At 72.8% G+C, this 21,709-nt stretch carries 21 protein-coding genes and 1 tRNA gene; 11 read left to right on the top strand and 11 right to left on the bottom strand.

Annotated features, from left to right (window positions below; translation table 11 throughout):
- The first annotated feature begins 94 nt into the window (after nucleotides 1-94).
- Both BLT97_RS27770 and BLT97_RS27765 read left to right on the top strand, forming a co-directional pair.
- On the top strand, nucleotides 95-2,098 hold the full coding sequence (locus BLT97_RS27770) for a tetratricopeptide repeat protein (RefSeq protein WP_093614957.1): 2,004 nt from the start codon (nucleotides 95-97) through the stop codon (nucleotides 2,096-2,098).
- A 187-nt stretch (nucleotides 2,099-2,285) separates the two neighbouring features.
- Nucleotides 2,286-2,359 (top strand) — tRNA-Met (locus BLT97_RS27765).
- An 85-nt stretch (nucleotides 2,360-2,444) separates the two neighbouring features.
- Here the strand turns inward: BLT97_RS27765 and BLT97_RS27760 are convergent.
- The 6 genes from BLT97_RS27760 to hisN all read right to left on the bottom strand — a co-directional run bounded on the left by BLT97_RS27760 (nucleotide 2,445) and on the right by hisN (nucleotide 8,243).
- Nucleotides 2,445-3,578, bottom strand: a complete 1,134-nt coding sequence (locus BLT97_RS27760) for an ABC transporter substrate-binding protein (protein WP_093614955.1) — start codon at nucleotides 3,576-3,578, stop codon at nucleotides 2,445-2,447.
- A 52-nt stretch (nucleotides 3,579-3,630) separates the two neighbouring features.
- A complete protein-coding gene (locus BLT97_RS27755; RefSeq protein WP_093614953.1) occupies nucleotides 3,631-4,500 on the bottom strand; it encodes an ABC transporter permease in 870 nt (289 codons plus the stop codon).
- Entirely contained in the window at nucleotides 4,497-5,207 is a 711-nt protein-coding gene (locus BLT97_RS27750; protein WP_245769586.1) for an ABC transporter ATP-binding protein, read from the bottom strand. The genes BLT97_RS27755 and BLT97_RS27750 overlap by 4 nt, the downstream gene beginning before the upstream one ends.
- Nucleotides 5,208-6,316: 1,109 nt before the next feature.
- On the bottom strand, nucleotides 6,317-6,733 hold the full coding sequence (locus BLT97_RS27745) for a Fur family transcriptional regulator (protein WP_093614951.1): 417 nt from the start codon (nucleotides 6,731-6,733) through the stop codon (nucleotides 6,317-6,319).
- 118 nt (nucleotides 6,734-6,851) lie between these two features.
- Complete coding sequence (locus BLT97_RS27740) at nucleotides 6,852-7,256, bottom strand: CBS domain-containing protein (protein ID WP_093614949.1); 405 nt, start codon at nucleotides 7,254-7,256, stop codon at nucleotides 6,852-6,854.
- A 186-nt stretch (nucleotides 7,257-7,442) separates the two neighbouring features.
- A complete protein-coding gene (gene hisN / locus BLT97_RS27735) occupies nucleotides 7,443-8,243 on the bottom strand; it encodes a histidinol-phosphatase (RefSeq protein WP_093614947.1) in 801 nt (266 codons plus the stop codon).
- Between the two features lie 128 nt (nucleotides 8,244-8,371).
- Between hisN and BLT97_RS27730 the strand changes: the two genes are divergently transcribed.
- Complete coding sequence (locus tag BLT97_RS27730; protein ID WP_093614945.1) at nucleotides 8,372-8,965, top strand: TetR/AcrR family transcriptional regulator; 594 nt, start codon at nucleotides 8,372-8,374, stop codon at nucleotides 8,963-8,965.
- Between the two features lie 80 nt (nucleotides 8,966-9,045).
- On the opposite strand, the gene BLT97_RS27725 is transcribed toward BLT97_RS27730, so the two are convergent.
- From BLT97_RS27725 to BLT97_RS27710, 4 genes are all read right to left on the bottom strand, one after another.
- Nucleotides 9,046-9,369: a DMT family transporter gene (locus BLT97_RS27725; protein ID WP_093615231.1), complete on the bottom strand. Its 324-nt coding sequence runs from the start codon at nucleotides 9,367-9,369 to the stop codon at nucleotides 9,046-9,048.
- Between the two features lie 166 nt (nucleotides 9,370-9,535).
- The gene (gene rsgA, locus BLT97_RS27720; RefSeq protein WP_093614943.1) at nucleotides 9,536-10,546 is read right to left on the bottom strand and encodes a ribosome small subunit-dependent GTPase A; all 1,011 of its coding nucleotides are present in this window, start codon (nucleotides 10,544-10,546) and stop codon (nucleotides 9,536-9,538) included.
- Nucleotides 10,547-10,558: 12 nt separating this feature from the next.
- Nucleotides 10,559-11,875, bottom strand: a complete 1,317-nt coding sequence (aroA, locus tag BLT97_RS27715; RefSeq protein ID WP_093614941.1) for a 3-phosphoshikimate 1-carboxyvinyltransferase — start codon at nucleotides 11,873-11,875, stop codon at nucleotides 10,559-10,561.
- Nucleotides 11,876-11,964: 89 nt separating this feature from the next.
- Nucleotides 11,965-12,780 (bottom strand): SOS response-associated peptidase, encoded by an 816-nt coding sequence (locus BLT97_RS27710; RefSeq protein ID WP_093614939.1) that lies wholly within the window; start codon nucleotides 12,778-12,780, stop codon nucleotides 11,965-11,967.
- Between the two features lie 49 nt (nucleotides 12,781-12,829).
- On the opposite strand from BLT97_RS27710, the gene BLT97_RS27705 reads away from it, so the two are divergent.
- The 8 genes from BLT97_RS27705 (at nucleotide 12,830) to def (ending at nucleotide 20,592) form a co-directional block, all read left to right on the top strand.
- Nucleotides 12,830-13,570: a M50 family metallopeptidase gene (locus BLT97_RS27705; RefSeq protein WP_093614937.1), complete on the top strand. Its 741-nt coding sequence runs from the start codon at nucleotides 12,830-12,832 to the stop codon at nucleotides 13,568-13,570.
- Between the two features lie 65 nt (nucleotides 13,571-13,635).
- The gene (locus BLT97_RS27700; RefSeq protein WP_093614935.1) at nucleotides 13,636-14,280 is read left to right on the top strand and encodes an alpha/beta hydrolase family protein; all 645 of its coding nucleotides are present in this window, start codon (nucleotides 13,636-13,638) and stop codon (nucleotides 14,278-14,280) included.
- A 225-nt stretch (nucleotides 14,281-14,505) separates the two neighbouring features.
- A complete protein-coding gene (locus BLT97_RS27695) occupies nucleotides 14,506-15,177 on the top strand; it encodes a sigma-70 family RNA polymerase sigma factor (RefSeq protein ID WP_176953910.1) in 672 nt (223 codons plus the stop codon).
- The gene (gene rsrA / locus BLT97_RS27690; RefSeq protein ID WP_093614931.1) at nucleotides 15,174-15,485 is read left to right on the top strand and encodes a mycothiol system anti-sigma-R factor; all 312 of its coding nucleotides are present in this window, start codon (nucleotides 15,174-15,176) and stop codon (nucleotides 15,483-15,485) included. The genes BLT97_RS27695 and rsrA overlap by 4 nt, the downstream gene beginning before the upstream one ends.
- A 340-nt stretch (nucleotides 15,486-15,825) precedes the next feature.
- Entirely contained in the window at nucleotides 15,826-17,196 is a 1,371-nt protein-coding gene (locus tag BLT97_RS27685; protein WP_093614929.1) for an HD-GYP domain-containing protein, read from the top strand.
- The gene (locus BLT97_RS27680) at nucleotides 17,193-18,443 is read left to right on the top strand and encodes an HD-GYP domain-containing protein (protein WP_107407044.1); all 1,251 of its coding nucleotides are present in this window, start codon (nucleotides 17,193-17,195) and stop codon (nucleotides 18,441-18,443) included. Before BLT97_RS27685 ends, BLT97_RS27680 begins: the two co-directional genes overlap by 4 nt.
- A gap of 429 nt (nucleotides 18,444-18,872) precedes the next feature.
- Nucleotides 18,873-19,853, top strand: coding sequence for a tetratricopeptide repeat protein (locus BLT97_RS27675; protein ID WP_093614927.1), 981 nt, complete (start codon nucleotides 18,873-18,875; stop codon nucleotides 19,851-19,853).
- 97 nt (nucleotides 19,854-19,950) lie between these two features.
- Nucleotides 19,951-20,592 (top strand): peptide deformylase, encoded by a 642-nt coding sequence (gene def / locus BLT97_RS27670; RefSeq protein ID WP_093614925.1) that lies wholly within the window; start codon nucleotides 19,951-19,953, stop codon nucleotides 20,590-20,592.
- A gap of 86 nt (nucleotides 20,593-20,678) precedes the next feature.
- Here the strand turns inward: def and BLT97_RS27665 are convergent, their stop codons facing one another.
- Entirely contained in the window at nucleotides 20,679-21,644 is a 966-nt protein-coding gene (locus BLT97_RS27665) for a helix-turn-helix domain-containing protein (RefSeq protein WP_093614923.1), read from the bottom strand.
- Between the last annotated feature and the right edge of the window lie 65 nt (nucleotides 21,645-21,709).

The following is a 21,709-nucleotide window of genomic DNA, read 5'->3' as shown; positions in this document are numbered from 1 at the left end:
TGACTTGTCTCCCTGTGGGCATGTCGACAAAACGCTGAAGTGACCTCACGGGTCGGGGTATACCAGGTGTACCCGGGTTGCAGGTGGTGCGACGATGGAAACTATGGGGGACAGGGCAACTCTGTTGGAGACAGGGCGACTTCCGCAGTCGGCCGACCGGGAGGATCCGGCCACGGCCGTCGATGAAGCGCGCCATCGCCATGCGGCCGAGTGCGGCGACATCGCCTCGATGAGCGTGCTCGGCTCCCTGCTGCTGCGCCGCGGCGACCTCGACGGCGCCGAGCCCTACCTGCGCAAGGCCACGGCCGACGGCGACCGCGCCGCAGCCAACAACCTCGGTGTCCTCCTCCACCAGCGCGGATACGCGGACGAGGCCGCCGGCTGGTGGCGGATCGCCGCCGTCGCGGGCTCCGCCGCGGCCGCGCACGCCCTCGGCCGCCACCACCGCGAGCGCGGCGACGAGCCGGCCGCCGAGTACTGGCTGCGCCAGTCCGCCGAGCAGGGCCACACCCTCGGCGCCTACGCACTCGCCGACCTCCTGGAGCACCGCAGCGACGTCGGCGCCGAGCGCTGGATGCGCGCCGCCGCCGAGCGCGGCCACCGCGAGGCCGCCTACCGGCTCGCGCGCGCCCTGGAGCGCCGCGCCGCCGAGGCCCGCGGCGCCCTGACCGGCACGGCCCCGCTCGCGCGCCCCCTCGGGCAGGCCGCGGGATCCGCGCACGACGCGGAGGGCCGTCCCTCGTGCGACACGGGCAGCCGAGCCGCGTACGACACCGGAACCGGCACCCGGTACGACACGGGCACCAACACCCCGTACGACACCGGCAGTTCGCAGCCGTACGGCAAGGAGGCGGCCGAACCGGACACCGGCAGCCGCATCCTCGGCGGCAGCCTGCTCGCCGAGGCCGAGCAGTTCTACCGGCAGGCCGCCGCGCGCGGGCACCGCCGGGCCGCGCTGCAGCTCGGCGCGATCCTGGAGCGCCGCGGCGACCTCAAGGAGGCGGGCCGCTGGTACCTCACGTCCGCCAAGGACGGCGAGGCCCGCGCGGCCTGCGCGCTCGGCTTCCTGCTGCGCGACGCGGGCGACGAGGACAGCGCCGCCGTGTGGTGGCTGAAAGCCGCCCAGGACGGCGACGGCAACGCGGCCAACGCGCTCGGCGCCCTGCACGCCGAGCGCGGCGAGACCCAGACCGCCGAGCGCTGGTACCGGGCGGCCATGGACGCGGGCGATGTGAACGGCGCGTACAACCTCGGGCTGCTCTGCGCGGAGCAGAAGCGCATGCGGCAGGCCGAGCAGTGGTACCGCCGCGCCGCCTACGCCGGACACCGCGAGGCGGCCAACGCGCTCGCCGTGCTGCTCATGCAGGCCGGCGACACCTCGGGGGCCGAGCCGTGGTTCTCCAAGGCGGCCGAGGCGGGCAGCGTGGACGCCGCGTTCAACCTCGGCATCCTCCATGCGGGTCGCGACGAGGAGCCGCTGGCCTTCGAGTGGTACGAGCGGGCCGCGGCAGCCGGGCACACCGAGGCCGCGCTCCAGGTCGGCATCGCGCTCCTGCGCGAGGGCGACCGGCAGGGTGCCGAGAAGCATCTGCGGTGCGCGGCGGGCGGCGGCAGCGCGGAGGCCGCGTACCGGCTCGCCACCGTGCTCGACCAGGGCACGCGGCGCGAGGACGTGGTGCTCGGCGAGGCCGCGGGCGGCAAGACCGAGTGCGAGGAGTGGTACGAGCGGGCGGCCGAGCTCGGGCACCGGCGGGCGCAGGTGCGGATGGGCACCTTCGCCGCGGCCCGGGACGACGTGGTCGAGGCGGCGCGCTGGTACCGCGCGGCGGCCGAGGCGGGCAGCCTCGGCGGCGCCTTCAACCTCGGGCTGCTCCTGGCCCGCGAGGGCAGCGAGCCGGAGGCGCTCGTGTGGTGGCAGCGCGCGGCCGACGCCGGCCACGGCCGGGCGGCCCTGCGGCTCGCCCTGCTCTACGCGCGTCGTGGCGATCTTCCCGAGGCGCAGACGTGGTGCGACAAGGCGGTGTCGTACGGCCCTGCGGAGGTGAGCGAGCGGGCGGCGCGGCTCAGCGAGGCGCTGCGGCAGGAACTGTCGGCGTGACGCCCCTGGGTGCCGGCGAAGCCGGGCACCTCAGGGGCGCGGGGAACTGCGCGAGAAGCGGCCACCGGCCCGCACGCCGGACAGACGGCCGCGCCTGCCGCGGCGCGGGCGGAAATCAAGGCCCCGCCCGGCCCCCGGCAACCGATTTGCGCTGGTCGTCGGCCTCCCGTATGGTGGTGTTCACCGACGCGGGGTGGAGCAGCTCGGTAGCTCGCTGGGCTCATAACCCAGAGGTCGCAGGTTCAAATCCTGTCCCCGCTACTGAAGGACCGAGGCCCGGATCTCCCAGAGATCCGGGCCTCAGTCGTGTGTGCCGACCGTGCTCCGTCGTGCGTGCCGGCCGTGCTCAGAGCTTGTGCCCCACCGCCTCCGCGTAGAAGGACCGGTCCACGGCCTTGTCCTCCGGCACCCGGTCGCCCTCGGCCACCCCGGCCTCCTCGTACGCGTCCTGGAGCCGGTCCGTCGTGCCCTTGCGGATCTCCCAGTCCATCCGCAGCGACGGGGTCTCCTTCAGGATGGACTCGTCGATCTTCATGACCTGCGCCAGCTCGCTCACGAAGGCCGGATCGGACTTGTAGTCACCGGCGAAATAGGTGTTCACCGTCCGGGTGTACGCGCGCAGGAAGGCCACGCCCGCGTCCCGGTCCTTCGCGAGCAGGTTCGGGCCGAAGAGCAGTCCGCCCAGCGGCTCGCCCACGGGCTGCCCGCCCAGGAAGGCGAACTTGCCGTCCCCGTCGATCTTCCGCCACACCGGGTCGAGCAGCCAGGCCGAGTCCACCCCGCCGTTCTGCAACGCGGTCAGCACGTCCGCCGAGCCGAGCTGGAGGAACTCCACCTTGTCGAGCCCGCCGCCGTGCTGCGTGAGGGCCTTGCTCATCGGATACGCGATGACGGAGCCCTTGCCGATCATCGTGCCCAGCTTGCGGCCGGCCATCGGCACCTTCTCGGCCGTCTCGCCCTTCTTCAGGCGGACCCACAGGCCGCTCTTGGACTTCGGGTCGGGGCCGTAGTTGGAGGCCACCCACTTGATGTCGAAGCCGCCGTTGATGCCGTTCATCACGGCCGCCTCGGGGGCGGCCCACTGGGCGTCGATGTCGCCCTTGGCGAGCAGCGGCAGGGCGTCCGGCGTCGGCAGCACCTTCAGCTCGACGTCCAGGCCCTCCTTCTTGAACTCGCCCTTCTGGACCGCCATGTGAAGGGGCGCCACGTACTCGGCGCTCAAGGTGCCGGTCGCCACGGTCAGCTTGCGTGTCTTCTTCAGGGGCTGCGGCGCGGGCGCGCCCTTGTCGCAGCGGGCCGGTTTGCGGTCGGGGGAGAGGTCGGCGGGGTCGGTCCAGCTGCCGGCGCCGCAGCCCTCCACCGCCTTGATCTCCCGCGGCTTCGAGGAGGCCGCGGGTGCGTCGTCCTCCTTGGCGCAGCCCGCCGAGGCGAGCAGGGTTCCGGCGAGCAGCAGGACAGGGAGCGTTTTGCGGGTGAGCATCAGTGCCTCCGTACGCGCGTGTGTACGCGGAGTTCGCGTGTGTACTCGACGATCAGGACTGGCCGCGGCCGCGGTCGCGCGGCGCCCAGGGGGTGAGGAACCGCCCGGCGATCCGGACCAGTTCGGAGAAGACGACGCCGAGCACGGCGACGCAGACGATGCCGACGAACATCACGTCGTTCTGGAAGAGCGCGCGCGACTCGAAGATCAGCTTGCCGAGGCCGTCGCTCGCGGCGATGGACTCCGAGGCGACGATCACCAGGACCGCGACACCGGCCGCGATCCGCGCGCCGACGAGGACGGCGGGCAGCGAGGCGGGCAGGAGCACATGCCGGAACATCTGCCAGGGCGAGGCGCCGAACACCTGGCCCGCGTCGCGGTGCCCGGCCGGCACGGCGAGCACGGCGGCCATCGTGGAGATCCAGACGAAGAAGAACACGGTCGCGGCGACCAGGGCGATCTGCGGGCCCTCACCGAGCCCGAACATGTTGAGGAAGATCGGGAGCAGGGCCAGCTTCGGGACGACGTAGAGCGCGTCGAGCAGGGGCTCGAGTGCCGCGCGTACGAGGGAGAGCGAGCCCATGAGGAGGCCGAGGACGTAGCCCGCGACGGTGCCGATCGCGTAGCCCGCGAGCACGCGCTTGAGGGTGGCCCAGACGTCCGGCCACAGATCGCCGTCGGCCGCGCGCTCCCAGCCGTCCTCGATGATCGTCTGCGGGGCCGGATAGATGCGGTCGTCGATCCAGCCCTGGACGGCGGCCAGTTGCCACAGCAGGACGAGCACCACCGGGACGGCGATGGCCAGGGAGATCTCCAGGGCGCGCCGGCGGCGGTGGGTGCGTACGGGCTGGAGTTCCTGCGGGCCGGGCTTGCGGACGAGGAGGCCCTCGGTGCCCTGCTGCGGAGTCTTGGTGAGGCTCATGCGGGCACCGTCTCCGTCCGCACCTCGCCGCGCAGGAGCTCCCACAACTCGCTCTTCAGGGCGGTGAATTCAGGGGTGTCGCGGACGGCGCCGGAGCGCGGCCGCTCGAACGGCGGGCGCCGCTCGGCGATCACGCGCCCTGGCCGCGCGGACATCACGAGCACGCGGTCGCCGAGCACGATCGCCTCCTCCAGACTGTGCGTGATGAAGAGGGTGGTGGTGCGGGTGGACTGGGTGAGCTCCAGGAGCTCGTCCTGGAGGATCGTGCGCAACTGGGCGTCGAGCGCGGCGAAGGGCTCGTCCATCAGCAGGATCTCGGGCTCCACGGCGAGGGCCCGCGCGATGGCGACGCGCTGGCGCATGCCGCCGGACAGGGCGGCCGGGTAGGCGTCGGCGAAGTCCGCGAGGCCCATCCGCAGCAGCCAGTCGCGGGCGCGGGCGTCGGCCTCCTTGCGCGGGACGCGCTGGATGTCCAGGCCGAAGCGGACGTTGGCCAGCACGGTCTTCCAGTCGTAGATGCCGTAGTCCTGGAAGATCATCGCGGCCGGGCGCGGGCTCGACGTCCGTATCTCCAGGGTCCCCGCGCTGGGCCTGAGCAGCCCGGCGGCAATCCGCAGCAACGTGGACTTCCCACACCCGGACGGCCCGACGATGCAGGTGAACTCCCCCGGCGCGATGGCCAGATCGACCGGCCCGAGCGCCTCCACCTGCTTCGTCCCACGCCCGAAGGTCCGGGTGAGGCCGGTGGCGTGGAGTTTGGGTGGGGTGGGGGTGTGGGGGACCGGTGGGGTGGAGGTGTGCGGGTCCGGGCGGCTGGGGGTGTGGGGGTCGGTCCGGCTGGGGGCGGGCAGGTCCTGCGGGTCGGTGGCGTGCGGCTTCGGCGGGCTGGGGGCGTGCGGTGGGGTCGGGTGCGGGTCTCCCACGGGATCTCCTTGCGCAAGCTCCTTGCGGTGGAGCGATGGGTTTCGGCCGCGGACGACGATATGACGGCCCGTCAGATTCGGGAAGGGGGTGGGGGGTTGGTGGTTGTACGGGGCATGCGCTCGAGGGGTGTTCGCGGTGTGCGGGTGGCCGAGGGGTGGGGCGGGTGGTGGGAGTGCGGCGTACCCGCGTGGATCAGGTGGCGGGGGTATCGGGGGCGGAGCCCCCGTGGCCGGGCGCGTGGCGGCGGCCGGCCGGAGCTTGAGCGGCGACCGCGAGCCATGGCCCCTGCCGTCGGGCGGTCGGGGGTGCTCCGGCCGGGATTCACGGCCCGCGGCTGGGCGCGTGCGGTCGGATCCCGGGGGCTCTACCTCTGCCCCCCCTGGAAGTCGTCAGCCAGGCCCGCGCCGGCCGCGATCCACGGCCCCCGCGGCCGGGCAGCTGGCCGGGGTTTCGCCCGCGACCCGAAGCCCCGCGGTCGGGCGGCTGGCCGGGGTTTCGCCCGCGGCCCGAGGCCCCGCGGCCGGGCGCGCGGGGCGGCCGGCCAGGGCTCCGGCCGCGATCCGCGGCCCCGTGGTCGGGCGGCTGGCCGGGGTTTCGCCCGCGGCCCGAGGCCCCGCGGCCGGGCGCGCGGGGCGGCTGGCCAGGGCTTCGGCCGTGATGCGCGGCCCCGTGGCGGGGTGGGTGGCCGGATCGCGCGGGCTCCGCCCCCGGTACCCCCGGCATGCGCCCCCGCCGGGATGCGAAGCCCCCGTATCCCCGATGCGGGCGCTCTCCCGGATGCTCCCGGCGCGCGCCCTGGCGAGGGCTCCCCAGTGGTTCCTGAGCGCGGTCCGTCAGGACATGCGAAGGCCCCGCGTAACGGATGCGGGGGCCTGGGCGTGGATCGTGAGGGTCAGGCGGCGGCGCAGTCCGGGCAGATGCCGCGGTACGTGACCTCGACGTTCGAGATCGTGAAGCCGAAGCGCTCCGAGTCGGGGAGGTCCGACAGGGGGTTGCCCGTGGGGTGGACGTCGCGGATCGCGCCGCACTGCGCGCACACCAGGTGCTGGTGGGGGCGGTGGGCGTTGGGGTCGTACCGCTTCGCGCGGCGGTCCGTCGCGACCTCGAGCACCTCGCCGAGCGAGACCAGTTCGCCGAGCGTGTTGTAGACGGTGGCCCGGGAGATCTCCGGCAGCCGGGCGGCGGCGCGCGCGTGCACCTCGTCGGCCGTCAGATGCATGTGGTCCCCGTCGAGGACCTCGGCCACGACGCGTCGCTGCGCGGTCATCCGCCAGCCGCGTCCGCGCAGTCGTTCCAGAAGGTCACTCATGGCCAGAACCCTAACAGCTCAAGGGTCCTTGGTCCCGATTGGGTGTGACTTTGGAACGTTGCCCACCTTGGACCCGGTCCAAGGTGGGCGGTCGGTCGGCGGCGTCGGCCGACAGGGGTCAGCCGGCGGCGAGCGATGTCGGGTGGCGCCTGCTCGGCGCCCAGCAGCGGATGATGTCACGGACCGAGACGATGCCCACGGGCTCGCGGTCGTCGAGCACGATCAGATGGCGGAAGCCGCCGTGCGCCATGGCCTCGGCGGCGTCCTGGAGGGTCCAGGCCGGTGCGGCGTAGACGACATCGGTGGTGGTGTGGGTGCCGGCGGTCTCGTAGTCGGGGTTCTGGCCCGCGCCGAGCGAGTTGAGGATGTCGCGTTCGGTCAGGATGCCGATGCCGTCGGCGTCCACGTCGAGGACGACCGCCGCGCCGACGTGGCGGGCGGACATCAGGCGGGCGGCCTGGCGGAGGGTGTGGTCGGGTCCGATGGTGAGGACCATCGTGCTCATGGCGTCACGGACGAGCATGGGCTGAAGCCACCTCCTAGTGGTGAATCCCGGCTCTTAGAGAAAGGATTCACAAGTTCACAATGTGGGGGTAGGCTCAGCGTGGCAGGTCAAGAGATGGTCAACAAGGGGGAGCGCGCGGCCAGTTGAGGGCGCGCGAGGAGCACGCGGGGGATCAGCGCAGCCCGTGCCGAGGCACGCGGGGGATCAGTACTGCTGGTTCAGGAAGCCGAGCAGCTCGTCGTGGAGCAGCCCGTTGGACGCCGCCGCGTTGCCGCTGTGCGGTCCGGGCCGCCCGTCGAGACCCGTGAAGGTGCCGCCCGCCTCCGTCACCACGATCGCGTTCGCCGCCATGTCCCACAGTGACAGTTCGGGCTCGGCGCAGATGTCCACGGAGCCCTCCGCGACCATCATGTACGGCCAGAAGTCGCCGTATCCGCGCGTGCGCCACACCGAGCGCGTGAGGTCGAGGAAGCCGTCGAGCTGCCCCCGCTCCTCCCAGCCGCTCAGCGAGGAGTAGGCGAAGGAGGCGTCCTCGATCCGGCCCACCTTCGAGACCTGGAGCCGGGTGGCCGAGGAGAGGCTGCGGCCGGTGTACGCGCCCGCGCCCTTCGCGGCCCACCAGCGGCGGCCGAGCGCGGGCGCCGAGACCACGCCGACGACCGGCTGGTAGCCGCCCTCGCCCGCCTCCATCAAAGAGATCAGCGTGGCCCACACGGGCACGCCGCGCACGTAGTTCTTCGTGCCGTCGATCGGGTCGATCACCCAGCGGCGCGGGCCCGTGCCCTCGACTCCGTACTCCTCACCGAGGATCGCGTCGCGCGGCCGCGCCCGCTGCAACTGCCCGCGGATCAGCTCCTCGGCAGCCTTGTCCGCCTCGCTGACCGGCGTCATGTCCGGCTTCGTCTCGACCTTGAGGTCGAGCGCCTTGAACCGGTCCATGGTGGCGCGGTCGGCGGCGTCGGCGAGGACGTGGGCGAGACGCAGATCATCGTGGTAGTCGGGCATGGGCGAACAGTATCGATCGCGTACGCCGGGGACCACACGGCCCCTTGGACCCCGTTGCCTCCGGACCCCTTGACAGCCCCCTCCGGCGAGTCAACTCTCCGGGTATCGGCCCGGCAGGGGAGGCAGCCATGCCCGCAGCACGGGAGTCCTTGCTCGACGCGGCCTACACCGCGCTCCAGCGCAAGCCCTGGCCGACGGTCCGTATGGTCGATGTGGCCGCCGTCGCCGGGGTCTCGCGGCAGACCCTCTACAACGAGTTCGGCTCCAAGGACGGTCTGGCCCGCGCCCTGGTCCGGCGCGAGACCGACGCCTATCTGGCCGGTGCGGACCGCGCGCTCGCCGAGGGCGGACTGCCCTCGCTCGCGGAGTGGACGGTGACGTCCGCCCGTACGAACGCGCTGATACGGGCCGTGCTCACCGGCTGCTGGAGCCCGCGCCTGCCCGCGCCCCCGCTGACGGCGGTCCCCTCGACCGCGGCCGTCCCCGCGCAGCGCCGCGCCGACGGTCCGCTGCCCTCGCCCGCCGACCTGGTGGCGCTCGTACGGGACCGGGCGGCCGCCACCCGGCTGGTACCGGGCGCCGTCAAGGGCGAGACGCTGCGGGCCCACCGGGAGTGCGAACTCGCCCTGCGGCTCGCGCTCTCGTGTGTGATCGCCCCGGCGGGCGAGGGCGGAGTGGGGCAGCTGGTGCGCGAGACGCTGGAGGCGACGGCGCGCCCGTGACCGCGCGCGGGTCGGTCACCGGTGCCAGGGCCGCTCAGTGGATGCGGCGCCGGCAGCTCAATGGACGCGGCGCCGACGGCTCAGTGCGCGCTGCCCGACAGCTGGAGTCCGATCACGCCGATGATCACGAACGAGATCGAGACCAGCTTCAGCGTGGAGACCACGTCGCCGAGGAAGATCATCCCGTAGATGGCGGTGCCCGCCGCGCCGATGCCCGTCCACACCGCGTACGCCGGACCCACGTCCAGGCGCTTGAGCGCGAGGGTCAGCAGACCGAAGCTGCTCAGCGCGAAGATCGCGAAGGAGATCGTGGGCCACAGGCGGGTGAAGCCGTGCGAGAGCTTGAGACACACCGCGAAACCGGTTTCCAGCAGTCCGGCGACGATGACCAGCAGCCACGCCATGGTGTACGCCTCCAGTAACTCCGTGACCGCTTCGTCGGCCTTGCTCAGCACTGCTCCGGCTCGGTGCGATTATGCACTTACCGGGACGCAGGGCGCGCAAACAAAGTTGAGGCGAAGCGCTGTGTCACGGACCCCGGGGCCGTGCGGTGCGGGGCCGCCGCGGCCGTCAGTCGCCCTCGCGGCGCTCGCGCGTGGCGAGCAGCCGGCGCAGCGAGTAGAGCCGGGCCGGGTCCGCGTGGCCCTCCTCGACCCAGGCGTCCAGGGCGCAGTCCGGCTCGTCGTGGCTGCACGCGCGCGGGCAGCCCTCGGTGCCGGGCTCCAGGTCGGGGAATGCGTGGATGACCCGGGACGGGTCGACGTGGTGCAGACCGAAGGACCGTACGCCCGGAGTGTCGATGACCCAGCCCTCGGCGCCCGCGAGCGGCAGCGCGAGGGCGGAGGTGGTGGTGTGCCGGCCGCGGCCCGTGACCGCGTTGACATGGCCGGTGGTGCGCTTGCGGTCCTCGGGGACGAGGGCGTTGACCAGGGTGGTCTTGCCCACGCCGGAGTGGCCGACGAACGCGGTCGTACGCCCGGCCAGGAACTCCCGTACGCGATCGGCCGCACCGCCGTTCTCCAGCTCCTCGCGGCTGGTGACGACATGCGGGAAGTCGAGGGCCCCGTACGACTCCAGGATCTTGTCCGGCGGGGCGAGGTCCGACTTGGTGAGGACGAGGAGCGGTTCGAGCCCCGCGTCGAACGCGGCCACCAGGCAGCGGTCGATCAGGCGCGGGCGCGGCTCGGGGTCGGCGAGGGCGGTGACGATGGCGAGCTGGTCGGCGTTGGCCACGACCACGCGCTCGTACGGATCGTCGTCGTCGGCCGTGCGCCGCAGGACCGAGGAGCGCTCCTCGATCCGGACGATGCGCGCAAGGGTGTCCTTCTTGCCGGACAGGTCGCCGACAAGCGCGACGCGGTCGCCGACCACGGCCGCCTTGCGGCCCAGCTCGCGGGCCTTCATCGCGACGATCGTGCGGTCCTCGACCAGACAGGTGAGCCGGCCGCGGTCCACGGTGAGGACCATGCCCTCGGCGGCGTCCTCGTGCTTGGGCCGGATGTTCGTCCGCGGCCGGGTGCCCTTGCGGCCCGGACGCTGGCGGATGTCGTCCTCGTCGGTGTGCTTGCCGTAGCGGCGCATCGCGGTGGTCCCTTACGCCCCGAGCATCCCTGTCCACAGAGCCGGGAAGTCGGGCAGGGTCTTGGCGGTGGTCGCCACGTTCTCGATCTCCACGCCCTCCACGGCGAGGCCGATCACCGCGCCGGCCGTGGCCATGCGGTGGTCGTCGTACGTGTGGAAGATGCCGCCGTGCAGCCGGCGCGGGCGGATGTGCAGACCGTCGGCGGTCTCGGTGACATCGCCGCCCAGCTCGTTGATCTCCTTGGTGAGCGCGGCCAGGCGGTCCGTCTCGTGCAGCCGCAGGTGGGCGACGCCGCGGAGGGTGGAGGGGGAGTCGGCCAGTGCGGCGACGGCGGCGATGCCGGGGGTGAGCTCGCCGACCTCGCCCAGGTCGATGTCGATGCCGTGGATCCGGCCCGAGCCGGTGAACACCAGGCCCTGATCGGTCAGTTCGCAGCTGCCGCCCATCTCCGTGAAGATCTCGCGCAGCGCGTCGCCGGGCTGCGTGGTGTGCGCCGGCCAGTCCGGGATCACCACGCGGCCGCCCGTGACCAGGGCCGCGGCGAGGAACGGCTGGGCGTTGGACAGATCGGGCTCGACCACCAGGTCGCGGCCGAGCAGCGCGCCCGGCGTGACCCGCCAGACATTGGGCTCGCCGCCGGTCTCGGGCTCGTCGACCTGCACGCCCACGGCGCGCAGCATGTCGACGGTCATCCGGATGTGCGGCATCGACGGCAGCCGCTCACCGGTGTGCCGCACCTCGACGCCCTGGTTGAACCGGGCGCCGGACAGCAGCAGCGCGGAGACGAACTGCGAGGAGGACGAGGCGTCGATCTCGACCGTGCCGCCGTCGAGCGCACCGCCGCCGTGCACGGTCAGGGGCAGCGCGCCCCGGCCGTCGTCGTCGATGCGGGCGCCGAGGGCGCGCAGGGCGTCGATCACGCCGTGCAGCGGGCGCTCGTACGACCGCGGGTCGCCGTCGAAGCGGATGTCGCCGTCGGCGAGGGTGGCGACCGGGGGCAGGAAGCGCATGACCGTGCCGGCGTTGCCCACGTCGACCGTGGCCGGACCCGCGAGACCCGCCGGGATCACGCGCCAGGCCTCGCCCGAGCCGTCCGGGCCCACGCCCTCCTCGATCCCGACGCCGAGGGCGCGCAGCGCGGCGGCCATCAGAAGGGTGTCGCGGCTGCGCAGCGGGCGCCGGATCCAGCCGGGCTCGGCGGCGAGGGCCGCGAGCACGAGGGCACGGTTGGTGACCGACTTGGATCCGGGCACATGGACCGTGGCGTCGATGCCTCCGCTCGCGTGAGGAGCGGGCCAGAGGGTGCTGTGCGCGGGGGTTTCGGTCATGCGGCCCACTTTAGTGGGGCCGCGTGGGGTGGGTCGTTCCGTGCGGGCTCCGGAGCGGGGTCACCACCGGAGCAGGGTCACGAGGGGGCTCAGAAGAGCGTGCCCTCCTCCGGCCCCTCCAGCTCCGTCAGCAGCTCCGGCCCGTTGTTCCGTACGTTGCTGACCGCGGTCGAGACCGGGTACGCCCGCATCAGGCCCTCCGGCGGCGGGGCGAGCAGCGACTGGAGGTCGTCCGTGTCCGTACGGGACGGGTCGAGCCAGGCGTCCCAGCGGTCCGGGGTCAGCATCAGCGGCATGCGCGGGTGGATGTCCGCGAGGGACTGCGGGCCCTCGGCCGGGGCGACGCCCAGCGGGCCGGTCTCGGCCTCCGTGGTGATGACTGAGCACGTCACCCACCAGGCGAGCGGGTGGTCGTCGGCGAGCGTGCGGTCGCGCCAGAACTCGTACAGACCCGCCATCGCGAACACCGAACCGTCCGCGGGCGTCACGAAGTACGGCTGCTTGCGCGGCCGCTTCTTCTTGCCCTCGACCTCCAGCTCGCGCTCGGCCGCGGCGGTCACCCACTCGTAATAGCCGTCGGCCGGGATGATGCAGCGGCGCGAGGTGAAGGCCTTGCGGTACGAGGGCTTCTCGTGGACGGTCTCCGCGCGCGCGTTGATCATGCGGGCCGCGCCCTCGGGGGATTTCGCCCAGGACGGGACGAGTCCCCACTTGAGCTTCCGCAGCTGGCGAACCGGACGCGGGGATTCGGCGTCTTTCACGGCACGGTCGAGTACGACGTAGACCTCTTTGGTGGGGGCCACGTTGTAGTCGGGCTCCAGCGCCTCCGCCGGGTCCCACTGCTCGACCTCGAAGATCGTCGCCAGGTCCTCGGGCTTACGACTCGATGCATACCGTCCGCACATACGTGCCACACTGCCAGATCTGTCCAGCCCAGAGGAGCCCACTCCGGATATGCAGAGCCTCAGCGCCCCGGCGTCCGTCGCCGCCTCGTCCCTGACCGACCTGTGGGACCGCGTCTTCGGCACCCAGCCCGCCCCCGAGCAGTGGCTCGTCGTGGTCACGGGTGTGGTGGCGCTCGCGGTGATCCTGCCGCACCGGCTGTGGGTGATATCCCGCAACGCGATCACCATCGCGCACGAGGGCGGCCACGGGCTCGTGGCCCTGCTCAGCGGCCGCAAGCTCGAAGGGATCCGGCTGCACAGCGACACCAGCGGCCTGACCGTCAGCCGCGGCAAGCCGCACGGCATCGGCATGATCCTCACCGCGGCCGCCGGCTACACCGCGCCGCCGCTGCTCGGCCTCGGCGGCGCCTGGCTGCTCGCCGCCCACCACATCACCGCCCTGCTCTGGCTGGCGACGGCGCTGCTGCTCGTGATGCTGGTGATGATCCGCAACGCGTACGGGGCCGTCACCATGATCATCACGGGTGGCGCGTTCCTGCTGATCTCCTGGCTCGCGAACCCGGACGTGCAGGCCGCCTTCGCGTACGTCGTGGTCTGGTTCCTGCTCCTCGGCGGGGTCCGCCCGGCCTTCGAACTCCAGGCCAAGCGGCGGCGCGGCGGAGCCCCCGACTCGGACGCGGACCAACTGTCCCGCCTCACACACGTCCCGGCCGCGCTGTGGTTCTTCCTCTTCCACGCGGTGTCGATCGCGTCGCTGCTGGGCGGGGGGCGGTGGCTGCTCGGCTGGTGACGTGACGGAGCAGCGGCGTCCAGCCGGTGCCACTGTTCGGGGGGCGCCCGTACGAAGATGGCCCGGTGACCCAGACGAAGACCGAGACCGTCGACACCGACGCCGGCCAGGCGCGCATCACCTGGCACCCCGCCAAGAAGGCCGACCTCCTCCTCGCCGTCAGCCACGGCGCCGGGGGCGGGATCGAGGCCCGTGACCTGCAGGCGATCGCCGCCGAGCTGCCGCGGCACCACGTGACCGTCGCTCTCGTCGAGCAGCCCTGGCGCGTGGCCGGGAAGAAGGTGGCGCCCGCGCCGAAGACCCTCGACGTCGGGTGGCGGGGGATCTGGCCGGTCCTCGAGAAGAGGAAGCTGCCGGTCGTCTCCGGTGGGCGCAGTGCCGGTGCGCGGGTCGCCTGCCGTACGGCTCAGGAGCTCGGCGCCGCCGCCGTGCTCGCGCTCAGCTTCCCGCTGCACCCGCCGGGCAAGCCCGAGAAGTCCCGCGCCGAGGAGCTGCTCGGCGCGGGCGTCCCCACACTCGTCGTCCAGGGCGGCAACGACCCGTTCGGCAGGCCCGCCGAGTTCCCCGAAGGCCCGTACGACCTCACCGAGATCCCGTACGGGGACCACGGGTTCGCCGTCCCCAAGCGGGCCGGGATCACCCAGGACGAGGCAGTGGCCCGGATCACGCAGGGGATCGTCGAGTGGATCAAGCGGCTGCGGGAATGTTGAGCCTTTGATGACGGTTGTGGCGAACGTCGGTACAAGACGAAGTGGAAGGTGTTCGCCGTAATGGGTTCTGTCGCCTGCCCCAGCCGCATCAGCGCATCCGACATGGAGCGGGAGATGCTGGCCGCGGCCAAGACCGCCCCTATCCGGGCGGCGGGCGGACCGGTTGGTCGTCTATCCTCCGATTCGAGCAGGGCCGCGTTCGGTTCTGCGACGACGCTTGAGGAGGTGGGTCCGGTCACTGGGACCGACGAGGGCCACACGGAGGAACCCGCCGAGGCACAGGCGGCGGAGTCGACGGCCCAGCGGAACGCCCGCTTCGAGCGAGACGCGCTGGAGTTCCTCGACCAGATGTACTCCGCCGCGCTGCGGATGACCCGCAATCCCGCGGATGCCGAGGACCTGGTGCAGGAGACGTATGCCAAGGCGTACGCGTCCTTCCACCAGTTCCGCGAGGGCACCAACCTCAAGGCGTGGCTGTACCGCATCCTCACGAACACGTTCATCAACTCGTACCGCAAGAAGCAGCGCGAACCCCAGCGCAGCGCCGCCGAGGAGATCGAGGACTGGCAGCTCGCGCGCGCCGAGTCCCACATGTCCACGGGCCTGCGCTCCGCCGAGTCGCAGGCGCTCGACCACCTGCCGGACTCCGACGTGAAGGAAGCGCTCCAGGCGATCCCCGAGGAGTTCCGCATCGCGGTGTATCTCGCGGATGTAGAGGGCTTTGCCTACAAGGAGATCGCGGACATCATGGGAACACCCATCGGTACGGTGATGTCCCGCCTGCACCGGGGACGGCGGCAGCTGCGGGGCATGCTCGAGGACTACGCGCGCGAGCGCGGCCTCGTCCCCGCGGGTGCGTCGGACGCGACGAACGGAACGAAAGGCTCGGGCTCATGAGCTGCGGAGAGCCGCACGAGACGGAATGCTCCGAAGTCCTGGACCATCTCTATGAGTTCCTGGACCACGAGATGCCCGACAGCGACTGCACCAAGTTCGAGGTGCACTTCGAGGAGTGCTCCCCGTGCCTGGAGAAGTACGGGCTCGAGCAGGCCGTGAAGAAGCTGGTCAAGCGGTGCTGCGGGAGCGATGACGTGCCCGCCGACCTGCGGGCCAAGGTCATGGGCCGGATCGACCTGATCCGCTCGGGCCAGGCCGTGCCCGAGCACGATCTGCCGGTGTCGGCGGACCGGCCGGCCGAGGCCTAGATCTGCCTGGATCTCTCGACGGTCGGCCGAGGCCTGGTCCTCTCGCCGGCCGGCCGGGGTGCATCCCTCACCGGACGCGACCTGCTCGCGGTGCGAACTCGCGTCCAATACCACACAGTTGACCGGCCGCGGCTGCCCTTCCCGGGAAGCCGCGGCCTTCTGTCACCCGTTGGCGCTAATCCGCGCCCCTGTGACCGGTTGAATCCTTCGTTCCCGCCCCGTCGTGCACACCCGCCGCCTTATTCTCCGGGTGCTGTACGGGTGTGAACGGCCGTGACCCGTACGCGACTTGAACGGCTACGGGGTGCACGACGCGGCCGTGTCACGGGGAGGAGACGTCATGCGGCCGGTTCCTGTCCCGGCGCGTCTCCTGATCGCCGTGACCGCGCTCGGGGGAGCGGCCTGCGTGCTCCCCGTCGTCCACACGCCCGGCATCCGCTGGGGCGCCGTCGCGCTGCTCGCCGCGCTCTACGCGATGTGCGAGTGGCTCACGCGCTGCCCGTTCCTCGGTGAGCGGGCGCCGCGCTCGATGGGCGCGTTCTTCCCCGTGCTGCTCGCCGCGATCTTCCTGCTCCCGGCCCAGGCCGCCGCCCTCGCCGCCGTGCCGGGCGCGCTGCTCGGCCGGGTCGACCAGCGGCCCGTGGCGCCCCGGCGGATCTGGCGCGGCGGCCAGCTCGCGCTCGCCTGCTGGACTGCCGGACAGACCCACCACGCGCTCGGCGGGCGCGCCTCGCTCGGCGCGGGCGGCGCCCCCGACTTCCCGTACGCGCTGCTGCCCGCCGCCGCGGCCGCCGCCGCGTTCTGCCTGGTCATGGCGGTGCTCGACGGGGTGATCCTGGCGGCCGTCGGCGGGCCGGGCCGGCGCCTCGCCACCTTCGCGCGCGGCGCGGGCGGCGGCTTCGCGGGCTCCCTCGCGCCCACGCTCGTGCACGGGCTCGCGGGTCTGATGATGGCGGTGCTCTGGGTCAGCCCGTACGGCCCCTTCGCCGCCCTCCTCGTCCTGCTGCCCATGTACATCTCGTACTGGGTCTTCGAGCAGTACCACCGCGAGCGCACCGCCCACCAGGCCACCATCCGCGCGCTCGTGCAGGCCGTGGACATCAAGGACGAGTACACCCGCGGACACAGCGAACGGGTCGGCAAGGCCTCGGTGCTCATCGCCCGTGAACTCGGCATGCCGGACGACCGCGTGGAAGTGCTCCGCTTCGCCGGCATCCTGCACGATGTGGGCAAACTCGGCGTCCCCACACGGCTGTTGCGCAAGGACGGCCCGCTCACACCGGAGGAGCGGCGGATCATCGAGCTGCACCCCGAGTACGGGCACGAGATGGTGCGCGGCATCGGCTTCCTCGGCGAGGCGCGCACCGCGATCCTGCACCACCACGAACGGCTGGACGGCAGCGGCTACCCGTACGGGCTCGTGGGCCGGCAGATCCCCGAGTTCGCCCGGGTCGTGGCGGTCGCGGACGCCTTCGACGCGATGACCTCCACGCGCTCGTACCGGCGGGCGCGGCCCGTGGAGCAGGCGCTCGCCGAGCTGAAACGGTGCGCCGGTAAGCAGTTCGACCCCCAGATGGTCCGGGCGCTGGTCCGCGCCCTCGACCGGCACGGCTGGCACCCGACCGTCACCGCGGACGAGCCCGCACCCCCTCGACTCCCGCTCCAGGAAGAGCAGTTGTCCCGCCCGACGGCCACGGGCAAGGCTCCGTGACGCGGCGCGCGGCGGCCTCGCCCGTGATCGTGGCGGCGGCGGGAGCGGCAGGGGGCCTCACGCTGTACGCCCTAGGGCACACGCTCTGGTACGGCCTGGAGGAGCGCGGGATCGCGCTGGCCTTCGGCATCCTCATCGCCGTCGGCGAGCTCGCCCGCTGGGGCGGGCGCGGGGCCCCGGGTGCCGTGGCTCGCGAGCCCGCGCCGCTCGGGGCCGCCGGAGCCCTCGCGTACGCGCTGCTCGGCGAGAGCGGGGGCGCGCCCACGCACCACGGCGTGCTCCAGATCATCGCGGTGGTCGCGGCGGCCACGCTCGCGGGCGCCGTACCGCACGTGGCGCTCGGCCGCGGCCCCTCGCTCGACCATCTGATCCGGCGCATCCTCACCGTCTCCTTCGCCGCCGTCTGCTTCCAACCCCTGTACAACTCGGGGGAGTTGCAGGAGCTCGTGGGCCTCGGGCCCTGGTACGCGCTGTGGCTGGTCGCGGTCCTCGTCTTCACGGCCCTGTGCGACGCGGTGCTCTCCGCGGTCCTGACCCGCGCCCGCACGCACTGGCCGTACGGTCCGCTGCTGCGCGACGAGCTGCGCGCGCTGGTCGGCATCGGCTCGGCGGTCGGTGCGACGGGCGCGGTGATGTCGCTCGCCGTGGCGGTCGCGGGGCTGTGGGCGCTGCCGGTGTTCAGCGCGCCGCTGCTCCTCACCCAGCTGGCCTTCCGCCGGTACGCGGCCGTCCGCACGACCTACCGCCAGACGATCACCTCGCTCGCGCGGGCCACGGAGATCGCCGGGTACACCCCCTCGGGGCACGCCCGCCGGGTGGCCGCCCTGAGCTGCGCGGTCGGCCGCGACCTCGGGCTCTCGGAGGCGGATCTGACCGTCCTCGAATACGCGGCCCTGATGCACGACATCGGACAGCTGTCCCTGGTGGACCCGATACCGGCCGGGGCGACGGCGCTGCTGCCCCCGGCCGACCAGCGGCGGATCGCGCTCCTTGGCGGGGCCGTGGTCCGCCAGACCGGGGTGCCTTCGGACGTGGCGGTGGTCGTCGAACGCCAGGCGGACCCGTACCGCGACCAGCCCCTGACGGCCCGCATCGTCCGCACGGCCAACGCCTACGACGAACTCTCCCGCTCCGCGGGCCCGAGCGGCATGCTCACCGCCCTGGAACGCCTCCGCCTCGGCACAGCCCACGACTACCACCCCGAGGTGGTGGAGTCCTTGTCCCGGGTGGTGGGGCGGGGGGTGTGAGGGGGTGTGTGCGGGCGGGGATGTGTGCCGGGGGATGCCCGGGGTACGGGATGGGTCCTGGTACAAACCCCTTCCGCCGCGGAGCGGCGGAGCGCCTCGGGGGTGCAGGGGGCGGAGCCCCCGCGTGGGGGTGTGGGGCGTCAGCTCCGCAACCCCTCCCCGCCGCGGAGCGGCGGAGCAGCGCCCGCGGTGCAGGGGCGGAGCCCCTGCGGAGGGCGGGCGGTGGGGCGTCAGCCCCGCACACCGGCCCACCGCCGCGGAGCGGTGGAGCACCCTGCGGGAGGACTGCCGCGTCATAGAGGGTGCGAGCACCGAAGCCCGGGTAACCCATGGGTAATGAGCGGGGCCCCAACCCGGCATGGTTGGATGCGAATGTACGCAAGACGGCACAGCAACAGCGGCCAAAGGAACCGACCGCAGGCGGGAATCGTGAGGATCTTCGGCAAGGGACGGCACCGGCCCTCCGCCTCATGGCGGCAGGCCACCGACCGTGCGTTCACGCTCATCGGCGACGGCCGGTACGAGGACGCCGGCGCGCTGCTCACACGCGCCGCCGACCTCGAGCCCTGGCTCTCCGAGTCCTGGTTCAACCTGGCGCTGCTGCACAAGTTCCGGCACGACTGGGAGCAGGCACGGGCCGCCGGCCTGCGCGCCGTGGCCCTGCTCGACCGCGAGACGGGCGCGCCCGACTGGTGGAACGTCGGCATCGCCGCCACCGCACTTCAGGACTGGCCCCTGGCCCGCCGCGCCTGGCAGGCGTACGGCCTGAAGGTCCCGGGCGGCGCGGTCGCCGCCGGTGAGCCGGCCGGCATGGAGCTCGGCAGCGCGGCCGTGCGGCTCTCGCCCGAGGGCGAGGCCGAGGTCGTGTGGGGCCGCCGCCTCGACCCGGCCCGTATCGAGGTGCTCTCCATCCCGCTGCCCAGCTCGGGCCGCCGCTGGGGCGAGGTCGTCCTGCACGACGGCGTACCGCACGGCGAGCGCACCACCGCGGCCGGCCAGTCCTACCCCGTGTTCGACGAGATCGAGCTCTGGGCGCCCTCCCCCGTACCCACCTGGGTCGTGCTGCTCGAAGCCGCCACCGAGGCCGACCGCGACGCCCTGGAGAAGCTGGCCTCGGACGCCGGCTTCGCCGCCGAGGACTGGTCCTCCTCCGTCCGGCTCCTGTGCCGGATGTGCTCGGAGTCCCGTATGCCCTCCGACGAGGGCGACGGCGAGCACCTGGACCCGCACGACCACAGCGAGCCCGGCCACCCCGGGCCCCTCGGCCACCGCACCGCCGGCGCCCTGTGGGTGCCCGAGCGCGAGTGCGGGATCGCGGCCCCGCCCGGACTCGTCCGGGGCCTCCTGGACGGCTGGGTCGCGGACAGCCCGGACTCCCGCGACTGGCGCGACCTCGAAGAGGTCTGCTGAGCCGCGGTGCAAAAAGCCACCGGCGCATCGGGCGGCCCGCGGTGCCCGTAGGCTTGTCGGGTCACCAGGTGGAGAGTCGAGGAAGGCGTACGACCCCATGACCGAACAGCAGCAGACGGCTGGAGTCCTCCCCGTCGACGACGAGGGATACGTCATCGACTCGGAGGACTGCGAGGAGCGCGAGACCGCCTACCGCGAGCGCGGCGAGTCCCGCCCGATCACGGTCGTCGGCAACCCCGTCCTGCACAGGGAGTGCAAGGACGTCACCGAGTTCGACGACGAGCTCGCCAAGCTCGTCGACGACATGTTCGCCAGCCAGCGCACCGCCGAGGGTGTGGGCCTGGCCGCGAACCAGATCGGCGTGGACAAGAAGGTCTTCGTCTACGACTGCCCCGACGACCAGGGCGTCCGCCACGTCGGCGTGGTGTGCAACCCGAAGCTCGTCGAGCTCCCCGCCGCCAGCCGCGTCCTCGACGACTCCAACGAGGGCTGCCTGTCCGTGCCGACCGCGTACATCTCCGTGCCGCGTCCCGACTACGCCGAGGTCACCGGCCAGGACGAGAAGGGCAACCCGATCAAGGTCCGCGGCACCGGCTACTTCGCGCGCTGCCTCCAGCACGAGACGGACCACCTGTACGGCTTCCTGTACATCGACAAGCTCTCCAAGCGCGACCGCAAGGACGCGCTGCGCCAGATGGAAGAGGGCACGCCGCGCTACCCGGTCGTCCCCAACGAGTAGGTCCCCGAAGGGAGTCGAGGCACCCGCGGCCGCGAGGTCCGGGTGCCTCACGCCTGTCCGGGCCCGTCACCCGGACACCCCGGGGCTCAGGCCGCGCGCGCCGGCCCCTGGAAGGTCCGCCGGTACGCGTTCGGCGTCGTCCCCAGCGCCCGCAGGAACTGGTGCCGCAGCGCCGCCGCGTTGCCGAAGCCCGCGCGGCCCGCGATCGCGTCCACCGTCTCGTCGCCCGCCTCCAGCAACTCCTGGGCGAGCAAAAGCCGTTGGCGGAGCAGCCAGCGGTACGGGGTCGTGCCGGTCTCCTCCTTGAAGCGCCGCGCGAACGTCCGCGGCGACATCAGCGCCCGCTCCGCCAGCCGCTCGACGGTGATCTCCTCGTCGAGGTGCCGCTCCATCCACGCGAGCACGCCGCCCACCGTGTCGCAGGCCGTGCGCGGCAGCGGACGCTCCACGAACTGCGCCTGGCCACCGTCCCGATGGGGCGGTACAACCATGCGCCGGGCTATCGCGTTGGCCACCTCCGTGCCGTGCTCCCGGCGCACGATGTGCAGGCATGCGTCGATGCCGGCCGCCGTGCCCGCCGAGGTGATCACCGGGCCGTCGTCCACGTACAGCACATCCGGCTGCACCTTCGCCCGCGGATGCCGCACCGCCAGCTCCCGGGCGTGCTTCCAGTGCACCGCGCACTCCCGCCCGTCGAGCAGGCCCGCAGCCCCGAGGACGAACACCCCGGAGCAGACGGAGAGCACCCGTGCCCCGCGGTCGACCGCCCGGCGCAGCGCGTCGAGCAGCTCCGGCGGGTAGCTGCGGTCCACATAGGACTGCCCGGCCGGTACGGCGATCAGGTCGGCCTCCTCGAGCCGGTCGAGCCCGTGCTCCGTACGCAGCGAGAAGCCCGCGTGCGTGGAGAGTTCGGACCCCTCGGCGGAGGCCACCGCGAAGTCGTAGACCGGCAGCCCCTCGTCGCTGCGGTCGAGGCCGAACACCTCGCAGACGACGCCGAGTTCGAAGGGGTGCACACCGTCGAGCAGCACTGCGGCCACGTTCTTCAGCATGCTCTCCAGTCTGCCGCGCAACTGGCAGGAAATCGAGGGTTCATGACAGTCCTGCCACTGCTCCC

Source organism: Streptomyces indicus, assembly GCF_900100315.1.
Taxonomy (GTDB): Bacteria; Actinomycetota; Actinomycetes; order Streptomycetales; family Streptomycetaceae; genus Streptomyces; species Streptomyces indicus.
This window is presented reverse-complemented; position numbering and strand designations above follow the sequence as displayed.